The sequence below is a fragment of the Rubrivivax albus genome (genome assembly GCF_004016515.1).
In the GTDB taxonomy this organism is placed as follows: Bacteria; Pseudomonadota; Gammaproteobacteria; order Burkholderiales; family Burkholderiaceae_C; genus Rubrivivax; species Rubrivivax albus.
The window spans coordinates 513,909-531,932 of record NZ_SACT01000002.1; the positions used below are offsets into that span (position 1 = coordinate 513,909).

14 protein-coding genes are annotated in these 18,024 nt (G+C 71.9%); 7 read left to right on the top strand and 7 right to left on the bottom strand.

The genetic code is table 11. The features are described from left to right. The first annotated feature begins 23 nt into the window (after positions 1–23). From leuS to holA, 3 genes are read left to right on the top strand one after another with little or no spacing between them, the layout of a single operon-like run. Entirely contained in the window at positions 24–2,669 is a 2,646-nt protein-coding gene (gene leuS, locus ENE75_RS08680; RefSeq protein WP_128197873.1) for a leucine--tRNA ligase, read from the top strand. Between the two features lie 4 nt (positions 2,670–2,673). Further along, positions 2,674–3,165, top strand: coding sequence for an LPS-assembly lipoprotein LptE (locus tag ENE75_RS08685; RefSeq protein WP_128197874.1), 492 nt, complete (start codon positions 2,674–2,676; stop codon positions 3,163–3,165). A gap of 10 nt (positions 3,166–3,175) precedes the next feature. Then, a complete protein-coding gene (gene holA / locus ENE75_RS08690) occupies positions 3,176–4,276 on the top strand; it encodes a DNA polymerase III subunit delta (protein WP_128197875.1) in 1,101 nt (366 codons plus the stop codon). Positions 4,277–4,375: 99 nt separating this feature from the next. Here the strand turns inward: holA and ENE75_RS08695 are convergent, their stop codons facing one another. Next, positions 4,376–5,275 carry a 2-hydroxyacid dehydrogenase gene (locus ENE75_RS08695; protein ID WP_128197876.1) on the bottom strand — a complete coding sequence of 300 codons (900 nt, stop codon included), beginning with the start codon at positions 5,273–5,275 and terminating at the stop codon, positions 4,376–4,378. Between the two features lie 34 nt (positions 5,276–5,309). Here ENE75_RS08695 and ENE75_RS08700 point away from each other — a divergent pair, with 34 nt between their 5' ends. Both ENE75_RS08700 and ENE75_RS08705 read left to right on the top strand, forming a co-directional pair. Next, complete coding sequence (locus tag ENE75_RS08700; RefSeq protein ID WP_128197877.1) at positions 5,310–6,014, top strand: transporter substrate-binding domain-containing protein; 705 nt, start codon at positions 5,310–5,312, stop codon at positions 6,012–6,014. After that, the gene (locus ENE75_RS08705) at positions 6,014–8,011 is read left to right on the top strand and encodes a putative bifunctional diguanylate cyclase/phosphodiesterase (RefSeq protein ID WP_128197878.1); all 1,998 of its coding nucleotides are present in this window, start codon (positions 6,014–6,016) and stop codon (positions 8,009–8,011) included. The genes ENE75_RS08700 and ENE75_RS08705 overlap by 1 nt, the downstream gene beginning before the upstream one ends. Here the strand turns inward: ENE75_RS08705 and ENE75_RS08710 are convergent. From ENE75_RS08710 to thiL, 3 genes are read right to left on the bottom strand one after another with little or no spacing between them, the layout of a single operon-like run. Beyond that, positions 8,004–8,498, bottom strand: coding sequence for a CinA family protein (locus ENE75_RS08710; protein WP_128197879.1), 495 nt, complete (start codon positions 8,496–8,498; stop codon positions 8,004–8,006). The genes ENE75_RS08705 and ENE75_RS08710 overlap by 8 nt on opposite strands. Beyond that, positions 8,489–8,980, bottom strand: coding sequence for a phosphatidylglycerophosphatase A family protein (locus ENE75_RS08715; protein ID WP_128198243.1), 492 nt, complete (start codon positions 8,978–8,980; stop codon positions 8,489–8,491). The genes ENE75_RS08710 and ENE75_RS08715 overlap by 10 nt, the downstream gene beginning before the upstream one ends. A 20-nt stretch (positions 8,981–9,000) precedes the next feature. Further along, complete coding sequence (gene thiL, locus ENE75_RS08720) at positions 9,001–9,996, bottom strand: thiamine-phosphate kinase (protein WP_128197880.1); 996 nt, start codon at positions 9,994–9,996, stop codon at positions 9,001–9,003. 102 nt (positions 9,997–10,098) lie between these two features. Here thiL and ENE75_RS25075 point away from each other — a divergent pair, with 102 nt between their 5' ends. Beyond that, positions 10,099–10,596, top strand: a complete 498-nt coding sequence (locus ENE75_RS25075) for a hypothetical protein (protein ID WP_199232248.1) — start codon at positions 10,099–10,101, stop codon at positions 10,594–10,596. 10 nt (positions 10,597–10,606) lie between these two features. Here ENE75_RS25075 and ENE75_RS08730 read toward each other — a convergent pair whose 3' ends face one another. After that, positions 10,607–12,958: a PAS-domain containing protein gene (locus ENE75_RS08730; protein ID WP_128197881.1), complete on the bottom strand. Its 2,352-nt coding sequence runs from the start codon at positions 12,956–12,958 to the stop codon at positions 10,607–10,609. A gap of 111 nt (positions 12,959–13,069) precedes the next feature. Here ENE75_RS08730 and ENE75_RS08735 point away from each other — a divergent pair, with 111 nt between their 5' ends. Further along, positions 13,070–13,432 carry a translation initiation factor Sui1 gene (locus ENE75_RS08735; RefSeq protein ID WP_128197882.1) on the top strand — a complete coding sequence of 121 codons (363 nt, stop codon included), beginning with the start codon at positions 13,070–13,072 and terminating at the stop codon, positions 13,430–13,432. 13 nt (positions 13,433–13,445) lie between these two features. Here the strand turns inward: ENE75_RS08735 and fdhF are convergent, their stop codons facing one another. Further along, entirely contained in the window at positions 13,446–16,247 is a 2,802-nt protein-coding gene (gene fdhF, locus ENE75_RS08740; protein ID WP_128197883.1) for a formate dehydrogenase subunit alpha, read from the bottom strand. A gap of 76 nt (positions 16,248–16,323) precedes the next feature. Continuing rightward, a complete protein-coding gene (locus ENE75_RS08745; protein WP_128197884.1) occupies positions 16,324–18,024 on the bottom strand; it encodes an NADH-ubiquinone oxidoreductase-F iron-sulfur binding region domain-containing protein in 1,701 nt (566 codons plus the stop codon).

Here is an 18,024-nt window from a genome sequence, read left to right on the forward strand (position 1 = left end):
GGCCCGCTCCCTACAATCCGGGCATGCAAGACAAGTACGTGCCCGCCGAAGTCGAGGCCGCCGCCCAGGCGCACTGGGATGCGCAGAACCTGTCGCGCGTGACGGAGGACCCGTCGCGGCCGAAGTTCTACGCCTGCTCCATGCTGCCCTACCCCAGCGGCAAGCTGCACATGGGGCACGTGCGCAACTACACCATCAACGACATGATGGCGCGCTGGTTGCGCATGAAGGGCCACAACGTGCTGATGCCGATGGGCTGGGACGCCTTCGGCCTGCCGGCGGAGAACGCGGCCATCGACAACAAGCGCCCGCCGGCGGACTGGACGCGCGCCAACATCGCCGACATGAAGGCCCAGATGAAGCCGCTGGGCCTGGCCATCGACTGGAGCCGCGAGGTCGCCACCTGCGACCCCGGCTACTACAAGTGGAACCAGTGGTTCTTCCTGAAGATGCTCGAGAAGGGCATCGCCTACAAGAAGACCCAGGTCGTCAACTGGGACCCGGTGGACCAGACCGTGCTGGCCAACGAGCAGGTCGTGGACGGCCGCGGCTGGCGCAGCGGCGCCATCGTCGAGAAGCGCGAGATCCCCGGCTACTACCTGGCCATCACGCAGTACGCCGAGGAACTGCTGGCCGGCGTGACCGACCCCAGCCATCCCGACTACCTGGCCGGCTGGCCGGAACGTGTGCGCCTGATGCAGGAGCACTGGATCGGCAAGAGCACCGGCGTGCGCTTCGCCTTCACGCATGACGTGCGCGGCGCCGACGGCGCGCTGATCGACGACGGCCGCATGTACGTGTTCACCACGCGTGCCGACACCATCATGGGCGTGACCTTCTGCGCCGTGGCGCCGGAGCACCCGCTGGCACAGCACGCCGCCGCGTCCGACCCCGAGCTGGCCGCCTTCATCGCCGAATGCCAGAAGGGCGGCACCACCGAGGCCGAACTGGCGCTGAAGGACAAGGAAGGCCGCGACACCGGCCTGACCGTGACCCACCCGATCACCGGCGCGGCCGTGCCGCTGTGGGTGGGCAACTACGTGCTGATGAGCTATGGCGACGGCGCCGTGATGGGCGTGCCGGCGCACGACGAGCGCGACTTCGCCTTCGCACTGAAGTACGGCCTGCCGATCCGGCAGGTGGTGCAGGTCGATGGCGAGACCTTCGACGCGACGCGCTGGCAGGACTGGTACGCCGACAAGGCGCGCGGCGTCACCTGCCAGTCGGGCGACTTCGACGGGCTGTCGCACCAGGGTGCGGTGGACGCCATCGCCGGCGTGCTGTCGGCCAAGGTCCTGGGCGAGAAGAAGACCACCTGGCGCCTGCGCGACTGGGGCATCAGCCGCCAGCGCTACTGGGGCACGCCGATCCCCATCATCCACTGCGACGATTGCGGTTCCGTGCCGGTGCCGGAGAAGGACCTGCCGGTCGTGCTGCCCGAGGACCTGGTGCCCGACGGCAGCGGCAACCCGCTGAACAAGTGCGCGGCCTTCCTGAACGTGCCCTGCCCCCAGTGCGGCAAGCCGGCGCGGCGCGAGACCGACACCATGGACACCTTCGTCGACAGCGCCTGGTACTACATGCGCTACACGTGCCCGGACAGCCATGATGCGATGGTCGACGCGCGCAACGACTACTGGATGCCGATGGACCAGTACATCGGCGGCATCGAGCACGCGGTGCTGCACCTGCTGTACGCGCGCTTCTGGACCAAGGCCATGCGCGACCTCGGCCTCGTCAAGTTCGGCGAGCCGTTCACCAAGCTGTTCACCCAGGGCATGCTGGGCATGGAGTGCTTCTACCGCGAGGAGGCCAGCGGCAAGCGGCGCTGGTTCTATCCGTCGGAGGTCGACATCGAGTACGACGACCGCGGCGCCCCGGTGCGCGCCACGGCCAAGGCCGACGGCCTGCCGGTGGTGCTGGGCGGCATCGAGAAGATGTCCAAGAGCAAGAACAACGTCGTCGAGCCCAAGGACATCATCGCCCGCTTCGGCGCCGACACGGCGCGCCTGTTCGTGATGTTCGCCGGCCCGCCGGACCAGAGCGCGGCCTGGAGCGACAGCGGCGCCGAAGGCGCGTTCCGTTTCCTGCGCCGCGTGTGGGCGGCTGCGCACCGCCAGCAGGCGCTGATTGCCGGCGCCGGCAGCAGCGTCGACGGCTGCAGCGACGCCGCGCGCGCGCTGCGCCGCACGATGCACGAGCTGCTCAAGCAGGTCAGCGCCGACTACGAGCGCCTGCAGTACAACACCGTGGTCTCCGGCGCGATGAAGATGTTCAACGCGCTGGAAGACGCAACGCTCACCGACAGCGCCGCCGACGCCGCGGTGCGGGCCGAGGGCTACGGCATCCTGCTGCGCACGCTCTACCCGGCCGCGCCGCACCTGGCGCACGCGCTGTGGACGCCGCTGGGCTTCGCCGAGCGTCACGGCGACCTGGTCGACGCCCCCTGGCCCGCGGTGGACGAGGCAGCGCTGGTGCGCAGCGAGATCGAGCTGATGCTGCAGGTGGGCGGCAAGCTGCGCGGGTCCATCACCGTGCCGGCGTCGGCCGACAAGGCCGCCATCGAGGCTGCCGCACTCGCCAACTCCGATGCGCAGCGCTTCATGGACGGCAAGCCGGTGCGCAAGGTCGTGATCGTGCCCGGGCGGCTGGTCAACATCGTGGTCTGACGGCATGCGCCGTCGCCATGTGCTGACGACCCTGGCCGCCACGGCGGCATCGGCTCTGGCGGGCTGTGGCTTCCGCCTGGCCGCGCCGCCGAGCTACCCGTTCCGCAGCATCGCGCTGGTCGGTTTTGCGCCTGGCTCGCCGCTGGCCGCCGACCTGCGGCGCGCCCTCGCCGGCCGTGTCGAGGTCAAGGAGGTGCCGGCCGAGGCCGAGGTGGTGCTGCAGGCGCTGGTGGACCGGCGCGAACGCAGCGCCGCGGCCACCACCGCCGCCGGCCAGGTGCGCGAGCTGCAGCTGCGCCTGCTGGCCACCGTGCGCGCCGACACGCCCGCCGGCCGGGCGCTGATGCCGCCGGTGGCGCTGCGCCTGGTGCGCGAACTCAGCACCACCGAGGCCGCGACGCTGGCCAAGACCGCCGAGGAGGCGGAAATCTTCCGCGAGATGCAGGACGACGTGGTGGCCCAGCTGCTGCGTCGCCTGGCCGCGCTGCCGGTGTAGGCTCGGCCGCATGCAGATCCGACCGGACCAGCTGGCCGCGCACCTGCAGCGCGGCCTGCGCCCGCTCTACACCGTGCATGGCGACGAGCCGCTGCTGGCGCAGGAAGCCTGCGACGCCATCCGCGCCGCCGCGCGCGCCGCCGGCTACGCCGAGCGCAAGGTCTTCGCCGTGGGCGGTGCGCACTTCGACTGGGCGGGCGTGCTCGGCGCCGCGCAGTCGATGAGCCTGTTCGCCGACCGCCAGCTCATCGAGATCCGCATCCCCGGCGGCAAGCCCGGCAAGGAAGGCTCCGAGGCGCTGCAGCGCTACTGCGAACAGCTCGGCGACGACGTGCTGACCATCGTGCAGCTGCCGCGCCTGGACGGTCAGCAGCTCAAGAGCGCGTGGTTCGCCGCGCTGGACCGTTCCGGCGCCACCCTGCGCGTGGAGCCGGTGGAGCGCCGCGCCCTGCCGGCGTGGATCGCGCAGCGGCTCTCGGCGCAGGGCCAGCGCGTGGCCGACGGCGAGGCGGGACAGCAGGCGCTGGCCTTCTTCGCCGACCGCGTCGAGGGCAACCTGCTGGCGGCGCACCAGGAGCTGCAGAAGCTGGCCCTGCTGTACCCCGAAGGCGAACTCAGCTTCGACCAGATCGAGGCCGCGGTGCTGGACGTGGCGCGCTACGACGTCTGGCGCTTCACCGAGGCCGTGCTGCAGGGTCAGACGGCACGCGCGCTGCGCATGCTCGACGGCCTGCGCGCCGAAGGCGAGGCGGCGGTGCTGGTGCACTGGACGCTGGCGGCCGACCTGCAGGCGCTCAAGCGCGCGCGCGACGCGCTCGACACCGGCCGGCCGCTGCCGATGGCGCTGCAGGAGGCGCGCGTGTGGGGCGCCCGCCAGCGCCTGTTCGAGCGCGTGCTGCCCGGCCTGCCGGCGCACACGCTGGCCCACCTGGTGGAGGCCGCCAGCATTTGCGACGGCCTGGTCAAGGGCCTGCGCCACCCCGACTGGCCCAACGAGCCCTGGGACGCATTGCGCCAGCTGGTGCTGATGGCGCTGCAGGCCGTGATGGCCACCCGCACCGCCACGCCGCGGGGCCAGGCGGTCACGCGGCTGGTGCTGCACGCTGGCTGAGCCTGGACCTGAAACCGTCCCTGCGGACGGTTTCACGCCTGGCGAAGCAGCCCGGCATGCAGGCCCGGTCCGTGGCGGAGCCGGCAGAACCAACAGCCTTCAGTAGCCGCGGGTGCGGTCCACCAGATGGGCCAGCGGCCGCCCGTCGGCCAGGGCCTGCAGGTTGGCCGCCACCACAGCTGCCGCGCTGCGCGGGTCGGTGGCCGCGGCCACGTGCGGCAGCACGGTCACGCGCTCGTGGGTCCAGAAGGCGTGGTCGGACGGCAGCGGCTCCTGTGCGAAGACGTCCAGCACCGCATGCCGCAGAGGGCCACGCTCCAGAGCGGCCAGCAGGTCGGCCTCGACGACATGCCCCCCGCGCGCCAGGTTCACCAGCGCCGCCCCCGCCGGCAGACGTGCCAGGAAGCGGGCATCGATCAGGCCGCGCGTGGCCGGCGTCAACGGCAGCAGGTTGATGACGACATCGGCCTGCGGCAGCGCGCTGTCGAGGTCGTCATCGCGCGCCCAGAAGGCCACCTGGTAACCGGCATCGGCCAGTCGCCGGCCCACGGTGCGACCGAGTTCGCCGCGGCCGAGCACCAGCACGCGCACCTCATCGGCACGCCGCTGCGGGTGCGGCAGCCACTGCCGCTGGCGCTGCTGACGGGCATAGGCCACGAAGTCCCGGTGCAGGGACAACACGGCCCAGTGAGCGGTCTCTGCCATGGCCACGCTCATCATCGGGTCGACCATGCGCGCCAGCGGCACCTGGGCCGGCAGCGTCGGGTCGGTCACCAGCCGCTCCACCCCCGCCCACAGCGACTGCACCAGTGCCAGGTTCGGCAGCCCCTGCAGCGCGCCGGGTGGCGGGTTGGCCACCACCGCGGCACGCACCTGTTCTGGCGCGGCCCGGGCCCCGGCTTCGTCGAGCCAGTGGCCCTGGGGCCACGCCGCAGCCAGCGCCGATCGCCAGAGTTCACGTTCGCCGGTGTCGAATCGGCCACAGAGCAGGATGTCCATGGACGGCGAGGCTAGCGCAGACCAGAATCCAGGCATGCGCTGCCTGTTGCTGTACCTGACGCTGGCTGCGGGGTCGATGGCGCATGCCGCCCCCGCGCTGACCCTGCACTACCAGGAACGCCCGCCCTATTCCGCCACCAGGACCGATGGACAGGTGAGCGGCCTGGTGGCCGAGCCCGCCGCCCGCGCACTGCAGGCCGCCGGCATCGTGTTCGCGTGGGCGCGCACGCCCAACCAACGGCAACTCGCGCTGATCCAGGGCGAGGCCACGGGCCTGCACTGCGGCGTGGGCTGGTTCCGCAACGCCGATCGCGAGGCCCTGGGCCGCTTCAGTGCATCGCTCTACCGTGACAGCCCGCTGGCGGCCCTGATGCGCGACAGCGCCTGGCGCGAGCCGTCGGCCAACGCCACCACGCTGCTGGCCACGCCCGGGCTGCGCCTGCTGGTGAAGGACGGCTATTCCTACGGTCCGCGCCTCGACGCGCTGATCGCCGCGGCGGCGCATCCGCCGCTGCGCACCAGCGTGGACCCCGTCCAGATGGCGCGCATGCTGGCCTCCGACCGCGCCGACTGGATGCCCGTGGCACCCGAGGAAGCCGCGATGCTGATGGCACCCGGCCTGCGCCTGATCCCGCTGGCAGATGAGCCGCAGGGCCAGACCCGGCACCTCTACTGCAACCGCGCCGTCCCGGCGGAGTGGATGGCGCGCATCGACCGCGCCATCGCCAGCATCCGCTGATGCACAGCCCCTGGCTGTCGCTGCGCCGCGCGGTGTTGGCGGCCATCGTCGCCGGTGTGGTGTTGCCTGCGGCCCTGGTCATCGTCATCGGCGACTACAACGCACGCCAGTCCCAGCAGCCGGTGGTCGACCGTACACGCAGTGCTGTCGTCGCGCTCGCGACAGCGGCGCTCACCGAGCCCGCATGGACCCTCAGCACGCCTGGCTTGCAGGCGGCGATCGAGGGCATCCTGCGCGAACCGTCGGTCTGTGGGGTGCAGGTGCTGGACCTGCAACCCACGGTCGATGCACCCGACCTCCGGCGCGACCATTGCCCCACATCGCCACCCGCGGTGGTGCGCGAGGCGGCCGTGCGCTACGAAGGCCAGACCGTCGCCCGCGTGCGCGTGCACTTCGACGACCGCGAACTCGACCGCCTGCTGCTCGAGCGCCGGCTGAGCACCCTATGGCTGGTTGCGCTGCAGGTGCTCGCCGGCGGCGTCGTGATCGCGGGGCTGATGTCGTCGCGCCTCGTGCGGCCCATCGAGGCGCTGAAGCGGCAGGCGGACAGCCTCACCCACCGGCGATCCGATCCAGCGCCCGAATGGACGGACGACGATGAACTGGGGCAGCTCGGTCGGCACCTGACCAGCGTGCACACGCAGGTGTGGCAGCTCATCGACGAGCTCGAACACAAGAACGAGGCGCTGCGCCAGATGGCGATGCACGACGCGCTCACCGGCCTGCCGAACCGCACGCTGCTGCGCGAGCTGTTCACGGTGGCGGCGGCCCAGGCGCGGCGCGACGGCAGTCGACTGGTGCTGATGTTTGTCGACCTCGACCACTTCAAGGCCGTCAACGACACCCACGGTCACGCGGCAGGCGACGCGCTGCTGCAGACCGTGGCCACGCGCCTGCGGCAGTGCCTGCGCGAGTCCGACGTGGTCTGCCGCATGGCCGGCGACGAATTCCTGGTGCTGATGCCTGACTGCGACGATGCTGCCGCCGACCACGCGGCCACCCGCGTCATCGACCGGCTGCGGCAGCCGCAGCCGCTGCACGGCGTGGCCGAGGCCCTGCGCATCGGCAGCAGCATCGGCATCGCCCGCTTCCCCGACGACGCCGAAGACTTCGACGCCCTGGTGCATGCCGCCGACGTGGCCATGTACCGCAGCAAGCAGCTCGGCCGCGGCCGACACGGCTTCTATCACGTCGACATGGACACCGAACTGCGGGTCCGCCGGACCCTCGAGCGGGAACTCGCCGACGCGATCGATGCAGGGCAGCTGCGCCTGCACTACCAGCCCGTGGTCGACCCGCACGACGGCCACATCGTCGGTGCCGAGGCCCTCGTCCGCTGGGCCCACCCGGAGCGCGGCCTGCTCGGCGCCGACCGCTTCATCGACGTGGCTGAGGGCTGCGGGCTGGTGGTGCCACTGGGCAGCTGGGTGCTGGAGACGGCCTGCGCGCAGCTGGCGGCCTGGCATGCCGCAGGTGCCGAGGGCCTGCAACTGGCCATCAACGTCTCCGCACTTCAGCTGCGCGACGAGGGCTTCCCGGCGCGGGTGGCGGCGGCGGTGCGCCGCCACGGCCTGCCCCGTCATGCCCTGGAACTGGAGCTGACCGAGGTCACCCTGCTGGCCGACGGCGACGCCACGCATCGCGCCGTGGCGGCGCTGCGGGCCGCTGGCGTGCGCCTGGCGGTGGACGATTTCGGCTGCGGCTACTCGTCGCTGGCGACGCTGAAGATGCTGCAGCCCGACCGCATGAAGATCGACCGCAGCTTCGTCCGCGATCTGCCCCACAGCGCGGGCGATGGTGCGCTGGTGCAGGCGATGTTCGGCATGGCCCGCGCGCTCGACGTCGAGGTGGTGGCCGAAGGCGTCGAGACCGAGGCGCATCGAGTCTGGCTGCTGGGCTGCGGGCCGCACCTGCAGCAAGGCTGGCTGTGGGCGCGCGCCCTGCCGGCGGACGAATTCGCGGCCCTGCTGCTGACGTTGGCGCTGCCCGTCAGCTGACGGGCCAGGCGCGTTGCAGCAGGCGCGCCAGCGCGGCGGCCACCGTCTGTGCGCGCACGGCGTCGCGGTCGCCATCGAGCTGCAGGCGCTCGGCCATGGTGCTGCCCCCGCCTGCCACGGCCAGCCACACCGTGCCCACCGGCTTGCCGGGCACCGCACCGCCGGGGCCGGCAATGCCGGTCACCGCCACCGCCAGTTGCACCGGCGCGTGGTTCAACGCACCCTCGGCCATCGCGCGCGCCACCGGTTCACTGACCGCGCCGTGCGCGGCGATCAGCGCTGCATCCACACCCAGCATCGTGGTCTTGGCCGCGTTGCTGTAGGTGACGAAGGCGCGCTCGAACCAATCGCTCGAACCGGCCACCGCCGTGCACGCCGCGGCGATGGCGCCGCCGGTGCAGCTCTCGGCCGAGGCCAGCATCCAGCCGCGCGCGCGCAACGCTTCGCCGAGCGCACGCACGCCGGGCTCGAACCGCATCAGTTCCATGCCACTGTCCACATGGCCAGCAGCAGCAGCGTGCACGACGCGGCCACCAGATCGTCGAACAGGATGCCGAACCCCTCGCGCCAGCCGATGGCGGTGCCGGGGCGCAGCTTGTAGCGTGCATCGGCCCAGCCCACCGGCGGCGGCTTGGCGGCGTCGAAAAAGCGGAACAGCGCGAACGCCGCCAGCTGGCCGACGAAGCCTGCCGGCGTCCAGATCCACAGCACCAGCCAGAAGGCCAGGATCTCGTCCCAGACGATGGCGCCAGGGTCGCCCACGCCCAGGTGCTGCGCGGTGCGCGTGCATGCCCACCAGCCGACGGCGAAACCCGCCACCAGCAACAGCGCCCAGCCGCGGTCGTCGAGCCAGCGGTCCAGCACCAGGAATGCCACCCAGGCCCACAGCGTGCCCACGGTGCCGGCCGCCTTGGGCGCCAGGCCGCTGCCGAACCCCAGCGCGATCCACCGAGCCGGATGGCGCAGCATGAAGCCGGCAGTGGCGCGGGTCACGGCACGGTCGCCGTGGTCTCGGCGGCGAAGTGGTCGAAGCCGCGCAGCGGCGCGCCAACGGCCTGGCCTTGCGCATCGCGCAGACGCAGGCCCGGCTCGGCGTCGATGCGGCCAATGGCCGTCACCGGCACACCGGCCGTCGCGGCGGCGGCCATCACCGCGGCATCACTGGCGGCGGGCGCGGTGAACAGCAGTTCGTAGTCGTCGCCCCCATGCAGCAGGCACGTGCGCCGCCACGGGATGTCCAGGGCGGCGACGGCATCGCTGCAGGGCAGTGTCGCCTCGTCGAGGGTGGCGCCCACGTGAGAGGCCTTCAGCACATGGCCCAGGTCGCCGAGCAGCCCGTCGCTCAGGTCGACAGCGCTGCTGGCCACGCCGCGCAGGGCAACGCCCAGGGCCACCCGCGGCTGTGGCATCTCCATGGCGCGACGTGTGTCGGCAAAGACGTCGCCGGACACCGTGAGCGTGCCGCGGAACACCTCCAGCGCCAGCCGTGCATCGCCGAGCCGGCCGCTGACCCAGACGCGATCGCCGGCACGGGCACCGCTGCGCCGCAGCGCCTGGCCGGCGGGCACCTCGCCCATCACCGTAACGCACACGTTCAGCGGCCCGGCGGTGGTGTCGCCACCGACCAGCGCGATGCCGTGCGCATCGGCGAGCGCGAACAGGCCGCGTGCGAAGGGTGCCAGAAAGGCCTCGTCGGCCCGCGGCATCGACAGCGCCAGCGTGAAGGCCAACGGTTGCGCGCCGCAGGCGGCGAGATCCGAAAGGTTCACCGCCAGCGCCTTGTGGGCGAGCATCTCCGGCGCCACCGTGGACAGGAAATGGCGCCCTTCGACCAGCATGTCGCAAGACACGGCGAGCTGCATGCCGGGCCGCGGCGCCAGCAGCGCGCAGTCGTCGCCGATGCCGAGCACCACACCTGATGGCGCGTTCGCCGCCGCCGCGCCGTTGCGGCGAAAGAAGCGATCGATGAGCTCGAATTCCCCCATGCCGCGGATTATCGTCAGCGCGCGGGCGGGCCACCGCCACAGCGGCGCACGCGACATCGCGGGGTAAAGTCGGGTTCCCTACAACACGCAATGGACACACGTATGGCAACTCGCAAACCCGCCAATCCTCAACTCGCCAAGGCCGTGGACGATCTCGGCAGCGCTGCGCAGCACGTGCGCCAGGCCTTGCAGGGCAAGATCGACGACCTGCGTGGTGCCGCGTCGAGCGAACTCGACAAGGTCAAGGCCGCCGCGCGTGGCAAGACCGACAAGGTGCAGGGCAAGGTGGAGACGGCGCTCAAGCGCGCGGAATCCCGCCTGCACAACATGATCGCCAAGGCGCAGAAGGCGCTGGACAAGGCGGTGCAGCAGGCGGAGAAGCGCGCCGGTGGCGCCAAGAAGGCCGCCGCACCGAAGCCGGCGGCGAAGAAGGCAGCACCGGCCAAGAAGGCTGCAGTCAAGAAGGCCGCGCCGGCGAAGAAGGCCGCCGCGAAGAAGGCCCCGGCGAAGAAGGCTGTCGCCAAGAAGGCCCCCGCCAAGAAGGCACCCGTGAAGAACGCCGCAGCGAAGAAGGCCCCGGCGAAGAAGGCGGCCAAGTAAGCCGCTGTGGTCAGCCTGCCGTTGTCGCCAGCCAGCGGTCGACGGTGGCCAGCAACGTGGGCAGGTCCAGGGGTTTGGTGAGGTAGTCGGCAAACCCTGCGGCCTGCGCCCGTTGTGCGTCGGCGGGCATGGCGTTCGCACTGACCGCCAGCACCGGCACCGCGCGCAGCGCAGGATCGGCGTGCATCTGGGCCAGCGCCTCGTAGCCGCTGGCACCGGGCAACTGGATGTCCATCAGCACCAGGTCGGGTCGCTGTCGCCGCGCCTGTGCCAGGCCTTCGGCGGCCGTGGCGGCGAGCGCGAGTTCGACATGCGGCCGGTGGGACAGCATGCCCTGCATCACCAGTTGGTTGACCGGGTTGTCCTCGACATAGAGCACGTGCCGGCGATCGCTGACCGCGGCGCCCGATGCCGATGCCGCCGCTGCGGATGGCATCTGCGCCACGCCGTCGGCCCTTGGCAACTCGATCCAGAACGTGCTGCCCGCGCCAGGCGCGCTGCGCACGCCGATGCGGCCACCCATGGCCTCCATGAGCATGCGGCTGAGTGCCAGGCCGATGCCGGTGCCCTCGATGGCGTCACGGTCGGCATCCAGGCGCTCGAACGGCTGGAAGAGGCGCTGCTGCCGCGCCTCGTCGAGCCCGGGCCCGGTGTCGACGATGTCGATATGCACGCGCTCGGCATTGACGCGGCACACGAGGCGCACGTCGCCGCCGGCACGGTTGTACTTGATGGCGTTGGCCAGCAGGTTCAGCAGCACCTGGCGCAGACGCGTCAGGTCCGCCAGCACCGTGCCTGCCGACCCCTCGCGCGGCAGCAGTCGCACGGGTCGCTGGGTCGCCACGGGCGCCACCATGTTCAGGCACTCGTCGGCAAGGGCGTCGGCATCGACCTGTGCCACGTGCATCGGCAGCGCGCCGGTTTCCACGCGCGCAAGGTCCAGCACATCGTTGATCAAGGCCAGCAGGTGCTCGCCCCCGCGGAGGATCTGTTGCAGCCGCTGACGCTGTGTCGGTTCGAGTGGCCGTGCCGGGTCGCTCTGCATCAGCTGGCCGAAACCGAGGATGGCGTTCAGGGGCGTTCGCAATTCATGCGACATGCGCGACAGGAACGCCGACTTCGCGCGGTTGGCCCGCTCGGCCTCGTCGCGGGCCGCCACCAGCGCGGCCGACGCCTGCACCTCGGCCGTGACGTCGGTGTAGGTGCGCACCTGGCCACCGTCACGGCCCAGGTGCGAGCGGACCTCGAGCACGCGCCCGTCCGGTCGCCTGCGCCGGTACAGCACGGGCTCTTCACCCGCCGAAAGCCTGTCGGCTATGTGCCGGCGCACGGCATCGCGGTCGGCGTCGTCCTCGATGAGATCCATCTCCTGGCCGAACGCGCCATGCGCCAGCTGCCAGCGGCCGATCTCGATCAGCGAGGGATGGGTCTGCAGCAGTTCGACCGGCAGCTCGAGAAGCTCGACAGCGCGCTGGTTCCAGCTGCGAAGCCGCAGGTCGGCATCGAAGCCCATCACGCCCTGCGACAGGCTGTCGAGCGTCAGCGCCAGCACACGCGACTGTTCCGCAGCCAGCGCCATCGCATCGCGCGCGGCAGCCGAGGCCTGGCGCTCGGCGGTCACGTCGGAGAACAGGCCGATGGCGCCGATCTTGCGGCCCTGCGCGTCGTGGATCGGGGTGGCGTTGTTGACGCAGGTGACCCGCCCGCCATCGTCCCGCGTGAGCGTGATCTCGTAGGTGTTGGCGCGGCCTTCATTGCGGCGCGCGACCTGGGCACGGAAGATGGCCTCGTTCTCGGCGTCGACGAACTCCCAGATCGTGCGGCCGAGCAGTTCGTCGTGCGACAGGCCCAGCATGCGGCACATCGCGGGGTTGGCATCGGTGGTGCGGTGCGCGTTGTCGATGAACCAGAAGCCTTCCTCGGTCTTGGCCAGCAGCACCTCGAGGGTCTGCCGGTTCTCGAACAGCGCCGCCTCCGAGACCAGGCGCTCGGTGACGTCCACGCACACCATCAGGAAGCCACCATCGGGCAGCGGCGTGCGACGCGTCTCGATCATGCGGCCATCGGGGCGCGCGCGCTGCACGATCTGATGCTCGGGCTGCGACAGGCGCTCCAGCCGCCAGGCGACCTCGTGCTCGACCTCGCCCGGGCCGTAGTGCCCGGCCTCGGCCATGTGGCGCAGCCAGCCCTGCACCGGCGTGCCCGGCGCCAGAAGCGCGGCAGGCAGGCCGAGCACCTCGGCCACGCGCGGGTTGGCCGAACGCAGCGTCAGGCCGGCGTCGAACACGCAGACGCCGTCGCCCACGTGGTCGAAGACCTGTTCGCGCCCCTGCGCCGGGTCGTCCGGTGGTGTCGTCGTCATCGCAGGCGGGTGGATCGGAACAGGCTCGACGATGTCTGGATTCTGACGCGTTGGCCATCCAGGCTTGCTAGCATTTTGGATGTCCTTCGCATTTCTCGCCAGGTTTTCCCGATGCGCTCCTCCAACTCCGGCGGCCTCGTGTATTCGACCGACACCGGCCGCACCTGCCCGGCCTGCCGCCAGGCGCTGACGGCCTGCCGCTGCGCCACCGAGGCACGCCAGGCCGTTCTGGGTGACGGCCGGGTGCGGGTGTCCCGCGAGAAGGCCGGGCGCGGCGGCAAAACCGTCACGGTGGTGCGGGGTCTGGCACTGAACGCCGACGACCTGGCGGCGCTTGGAAAACGCCTGCGCAGCGCCTGCGGCACCGGCGGCACGGTGCGCGACGGCACGCTGGAACTGCAGGGTGACCACGCCGAGCGTGTGACGGTGTGGCTGCAGGCCGAGGGCTTCGACGCGAAGCGCTCCGGCGGCTGAGCCGCTGGTCAGCCTATGCCGTCGGCTGCAAGGCAGCGCGGAAGCCACCTTCAGCCGGCGCCGTGCCACCGGCGCGCAGCCGCACCGCGCAGTACTTGAGCTCCGGGATGCGCGCCACCGGGTCCAGCGCCGGGTTGGTGAGCCGGTTCACCGCCGCCTCGTACCAGCAGAAGGCCACGAACACGGTGCCCGTGGGCATGCCCTCGTCGGCGCGCGCGTAGAGGCTGACCTCGCCACGGCGGGACTGCAGCGTCAGCAGCCCGCCGGGCAAGAGGCCGTGGCGTGCCAGCTCCGCCGGGTGCAGCAATGCCACCGGCTCCGGCTCCAGCGCGTCGAGCACCGCAGCGCGGCGCGTCATGCTGCCGGTGTGCCAGTGTTCCAGCTGGCGGCCGGTGATCAGCACCAGCGGGTAGGCGTCGTCGGGCTGCTCGTCGGGCGGCAGCACGTCGGCCGGCACGAAGCGGCCGCGGCCGTCGGCGGTGGGGAAGCGGTCGACGAAGACGATGGGGTGGCCGGGTTCGTCCTCGCGGGCCACCGGGTAGGTGACGCCGCCCTCACGGTCCAGCCGCGCCCAGCTGGCGCCAACGATGCTGGGCATCAGCGTGCGCATCTCGTCGAACACCGCCGCCGCGGCAGCCTCGCAGTCCAGCGGCGTGGCGCCATACGACGACCAGTCGAGGTCGAACCAGCGCGCCAGCTCGACGATGCACCACAGGTCCTGCCGCGCCTGCCCTGGGAGCGACAGCGCGCGCCGGCCGCGCTGCACCAGGCGGTCGGTGTTGGTGAACGTGCCATCCTTCTCGGCGAAGGCGCTGGCCGGCAGCACCACGTCGGCCAGCGCCGCGGTCTCGGTGAGGAAGATGTCCTGCACCACCAGCATCTCCAGCCGTGCCAGCGCGTGGCGGGCGTGCTGGGCGTCGGGGTCGGACATCGCCGGGTTCTCGCCCATGATGAACATGCCGCGGATCTCTTCGCGGTCAATGGCCGCCAGGATCTCCACCACCGTCAGCCCGGGCTGCGCGTCGAGCCGCTCGACCGGCATGCCCCAGGCCTGCGCCACCTGCGCCCGCGCTGCCGCGTCGTCCACGCGGTGGTAGTCGGGGAACATCATCGGGATCAGCCCGGCATCGGACGCGCCCTGCACGTTGTTCTGCCCGCGCAGCGGGTGCAGCCCGGTGCCGGGGCGGCCGATCTGGCCCGTCATCAGCGCCAGCGAGATCAGGCAGCGCGCGTTGTCGGTGCCGTGCACGTGCTGCGAGACGCCCATGCCCCACAGGATCATCGCCGCCGGGCTGATGGCGTACAGCCGTGCCACCGTGCGCACCGTCTCCGCGTCGATGCCGGTGACCGGCGCCATGGCCTCGGGCGAGAAGGCGCGCACCTTGGCGGCCAGTGCCTCGTAGCCGCTGGTGCGGTCGGCGATGAAGGGGGCGTTGACCAGGCCCTCGTCGACGATGACATGCATCATCGCGTTGAGCAGGGCCACGTCGCTGCCCGGGCGGAAAGCCAGGTGGTGGGTGGCGTGGCGCGCGAGTTCGCTGCGCCGCGGGTCGATGATCACCAGCTTGGCGCCTCGCCGCGCGGCGTTCTTGATCCACGTGGCCGCCACCGGGTGGTTGACCACCGGGTTGGCGCCGATGACGACGATGACGTCGGCCTGCGCCACGTCGGTCACCGGGTTGCTGACGGCGCCGGAGCCGATGCCTTCCAGCAGCGCCGCCACGCTGCTGGCATGGCACAGCCGCGTGCAGTGGTCGACGTTGTTGCTGCCGAAGCCGGCGCGCACCAGCTTCTGGAACAGGTAGGCCTCCTCGTTGCTGCCCTTGGCCGAGCCGAAGCCGGCCAGCGCGCGCGGGCCGCGCGCATCGCGCAGCCGGCGCAGCGTGCCGCCGGCGCGGGCCATCGCCTCTTCCCACGTGGCTTCGCGGAACCACTGGCGGGCCACGGCCGGGTCGGTGGACGCGTCGGCGTCCTTGGGTGCATCGTCGCGGCGGATCAGGGGCACCGTCAGCCGCTGCGGGTGGCGCGGGTAGTCGAAGCCGTAGCGGCCCTTGACGCACAGCCGGCCGCGGTTGGCCGGGCCATCGCGGCCCTCCACGGCCACGATGCGGTCGTCCCTGACCTGCCAGGTCAGCGCACAGCCCACGCCGCAGAACGGGCAAACGGAGTCCACACGCTTGTCCGGCACCTCGGCCGCCGCCCCGTTGGCCGGCGCCAGCGCGCCGGTGGGGCAGGCCTGCACGCATTCGCCGCAGGCCACGCAGGTGGACGCGCCCATGGCGTCGCCGAGGTCGAACGTGATCTGCGCCTGCTCGCCGCGGAAGGCCAGGCCGATGACGTCGTTGGCCTGCACGTCGCGGCAGGCGCGCACGCAGCGCGTGCACTGGATGCAGGCGTCCAGGTTCACCGCGATGGCCGGGTGCGAGCGGTCCGCGTCGATGGACACACGGGCTGGATAGCGCGGCGTGCCCACGCCCAGCGCATCGCACCAACGCGCCACCTCGTCGTCCACCTTCAACGGCGTGGGCGGCAGGTCGCTCTTCAGCAGTTCCAGCACCCCGCGCTGCGCGCGCCGGGCACGCTCGCTGGCGCTGTGCACCACCATGCCGTCGCGTGGCACGCGGCAGCACGACGCCGCCAGCGTGCGTTCACCATCGACCTCCACCACGCAGGCGCGGCAGTTGCCGGCCGCACCCTGCGCGTCGCTGAAGCACAGGTGCGGGATGGCAATGCCCTCGCGGAGGGCGACGTCGAGCAGGGTCTCGCCGGTCTCGGCGGCGACGGCGCGGCCATCGAGCGTGAAGGCAATGCTCATGTCAGCACCGCCCGGCCGTCCGAAGGTGCTGACGCGCCCCTCGGGGGCCGCGAGCGAAGCGAGCTGGGGGTCGTCGTCATGCCAGTTCGTCCGGAAAGTGCTGCAACACGCTGTCGAAGGCGTTCGGCGCCGCCTGGCCCAGGCCGCAGATCGATGCGTCGCGCATCACCTGGCCCAGTTCCGCCAGCAGCGGTGCATCCCAGCGCGGGCCCTGCATCAGCGCCAGCGCCTTGGCGGTGCCCGCGCGGCAGGGCGTGCACTGGCCGCAGCTCTCGTCGCGGAAGAAGCGCATCGCGTTGCGCGCCACGTCCACCGCACGGTCATGCTGCGACAGCACGATCACCGCCGCCGAACCGATGAAGGCACCGTGCGGCTGCAAGGTGTCGAAGTCCAGCGGCAGGTCGGCCAGCCGCGCCGGCAGGATGCCGCCGCTGGCGCCGCCAGGCAGGTAGCCGTACAGCGTGTGGCCGGGGGGCATGCCACCGGCGAACTGGTCCACCAGTTCGCGCAGCGTGATGCCGGCCGGTGCCAGGTGCACGCCCGGCTTGTTGACGCGGCCGCTGACGGAGAAGCGCCGCAGGCCCTGGCGGCCGTGGCGCCCCTGCGCGGCAAAGACCTCGGGCCCCTGCTCCACCAGTTCACGCACCCAGTACAGCGTCTCGCCGTTGTGCGCCAGCGTGGGCCGGCCGAACAGGCCGACCTCGGCGACGAAGGGCGGCCGCAGCCGCGGCAGGCCGCGCTTGCCTTCGATGGACTCGATCATCGCCGACTCCTCGCCGCAGACGTAGGCACCGGCGCCGCGCCGCAGGTCCAGCGTCGGCAGCGGGTGCGGCGCCCAGGCGCGCAGTGCGTCGAGTTCCGCGGCCAGCATCGTGCGCAGGCCCGGGTACTCGTCGCGCAGGTAGAGCCACGCCGCTTCGATGCCGACCACGTGGGCGGCAATCAGCAGGCCCTCAAGCATGCGGTGCGGGTCCTGCTCGAGGATCCAGCGGTCCTTGAAGGTGCCGGGTTCGCCCTCGTCCAGGTTCACGGCGAGATGCCGCGGCGCCGGCATGTCGCGCACGATGCGCCACTTGCGACCGCTGGGAAAGCCGGCGCCGCCCAGGCCGCGCAGGCCGGCGGTGTCGAGCACGTCGATCACCGACTCGGCACTGCGTCGGCCTTCGACGAGGTCGCGCCACAGCATGTAGCCGCCGCTGGCCCGGTAGGCATCGAAGCCCACGGCCGGCGTCACCCGCTCCTCACGACGGCCCGACTGCACCGCGGCCTGCACCGCATCGACATCCGCGTGCGGCACCGGGTGCCGGTGCACCAGGGCCGCCGGCGCCGTGTCGCAGCGGCCGATGCAGGGCGCGGCGACCACACGCACGTCCGCGCCCAGCACCGCCGGCAGCCGCGCCAGCAGGTCCCGTGCGCCAGCCATCTCGCAGGCGATGCCATCGCACACGCGCACGGTGAGCGCAGGCGCGGCGGGCAGGCGGCCATCGGCATCCTCGCGCACCACCTCGAAGTGGTGATAGAAGCTCGCCACCTCGAAGACCTCGGCCATCGACAGCTTCATCCACGCCGCCAGCGCCACCAGGTGCGGCGCCGGCAGGCGGCCGCAGCGGTCGTTGACCACGTGCAGCGCCTCGATCAGGCGGTCGCGCGGCCACGGGGTCTCGCCCAGCCACGCCACGATGTCGGCCCGCGCCGCCGGGTCGACCTGCCGGCCCTTGGGCTGGCGCCGCCGGCGCTGCTGGGCCGAGGAAGCGTCAAAAAAGGTAATGGGCTGCAT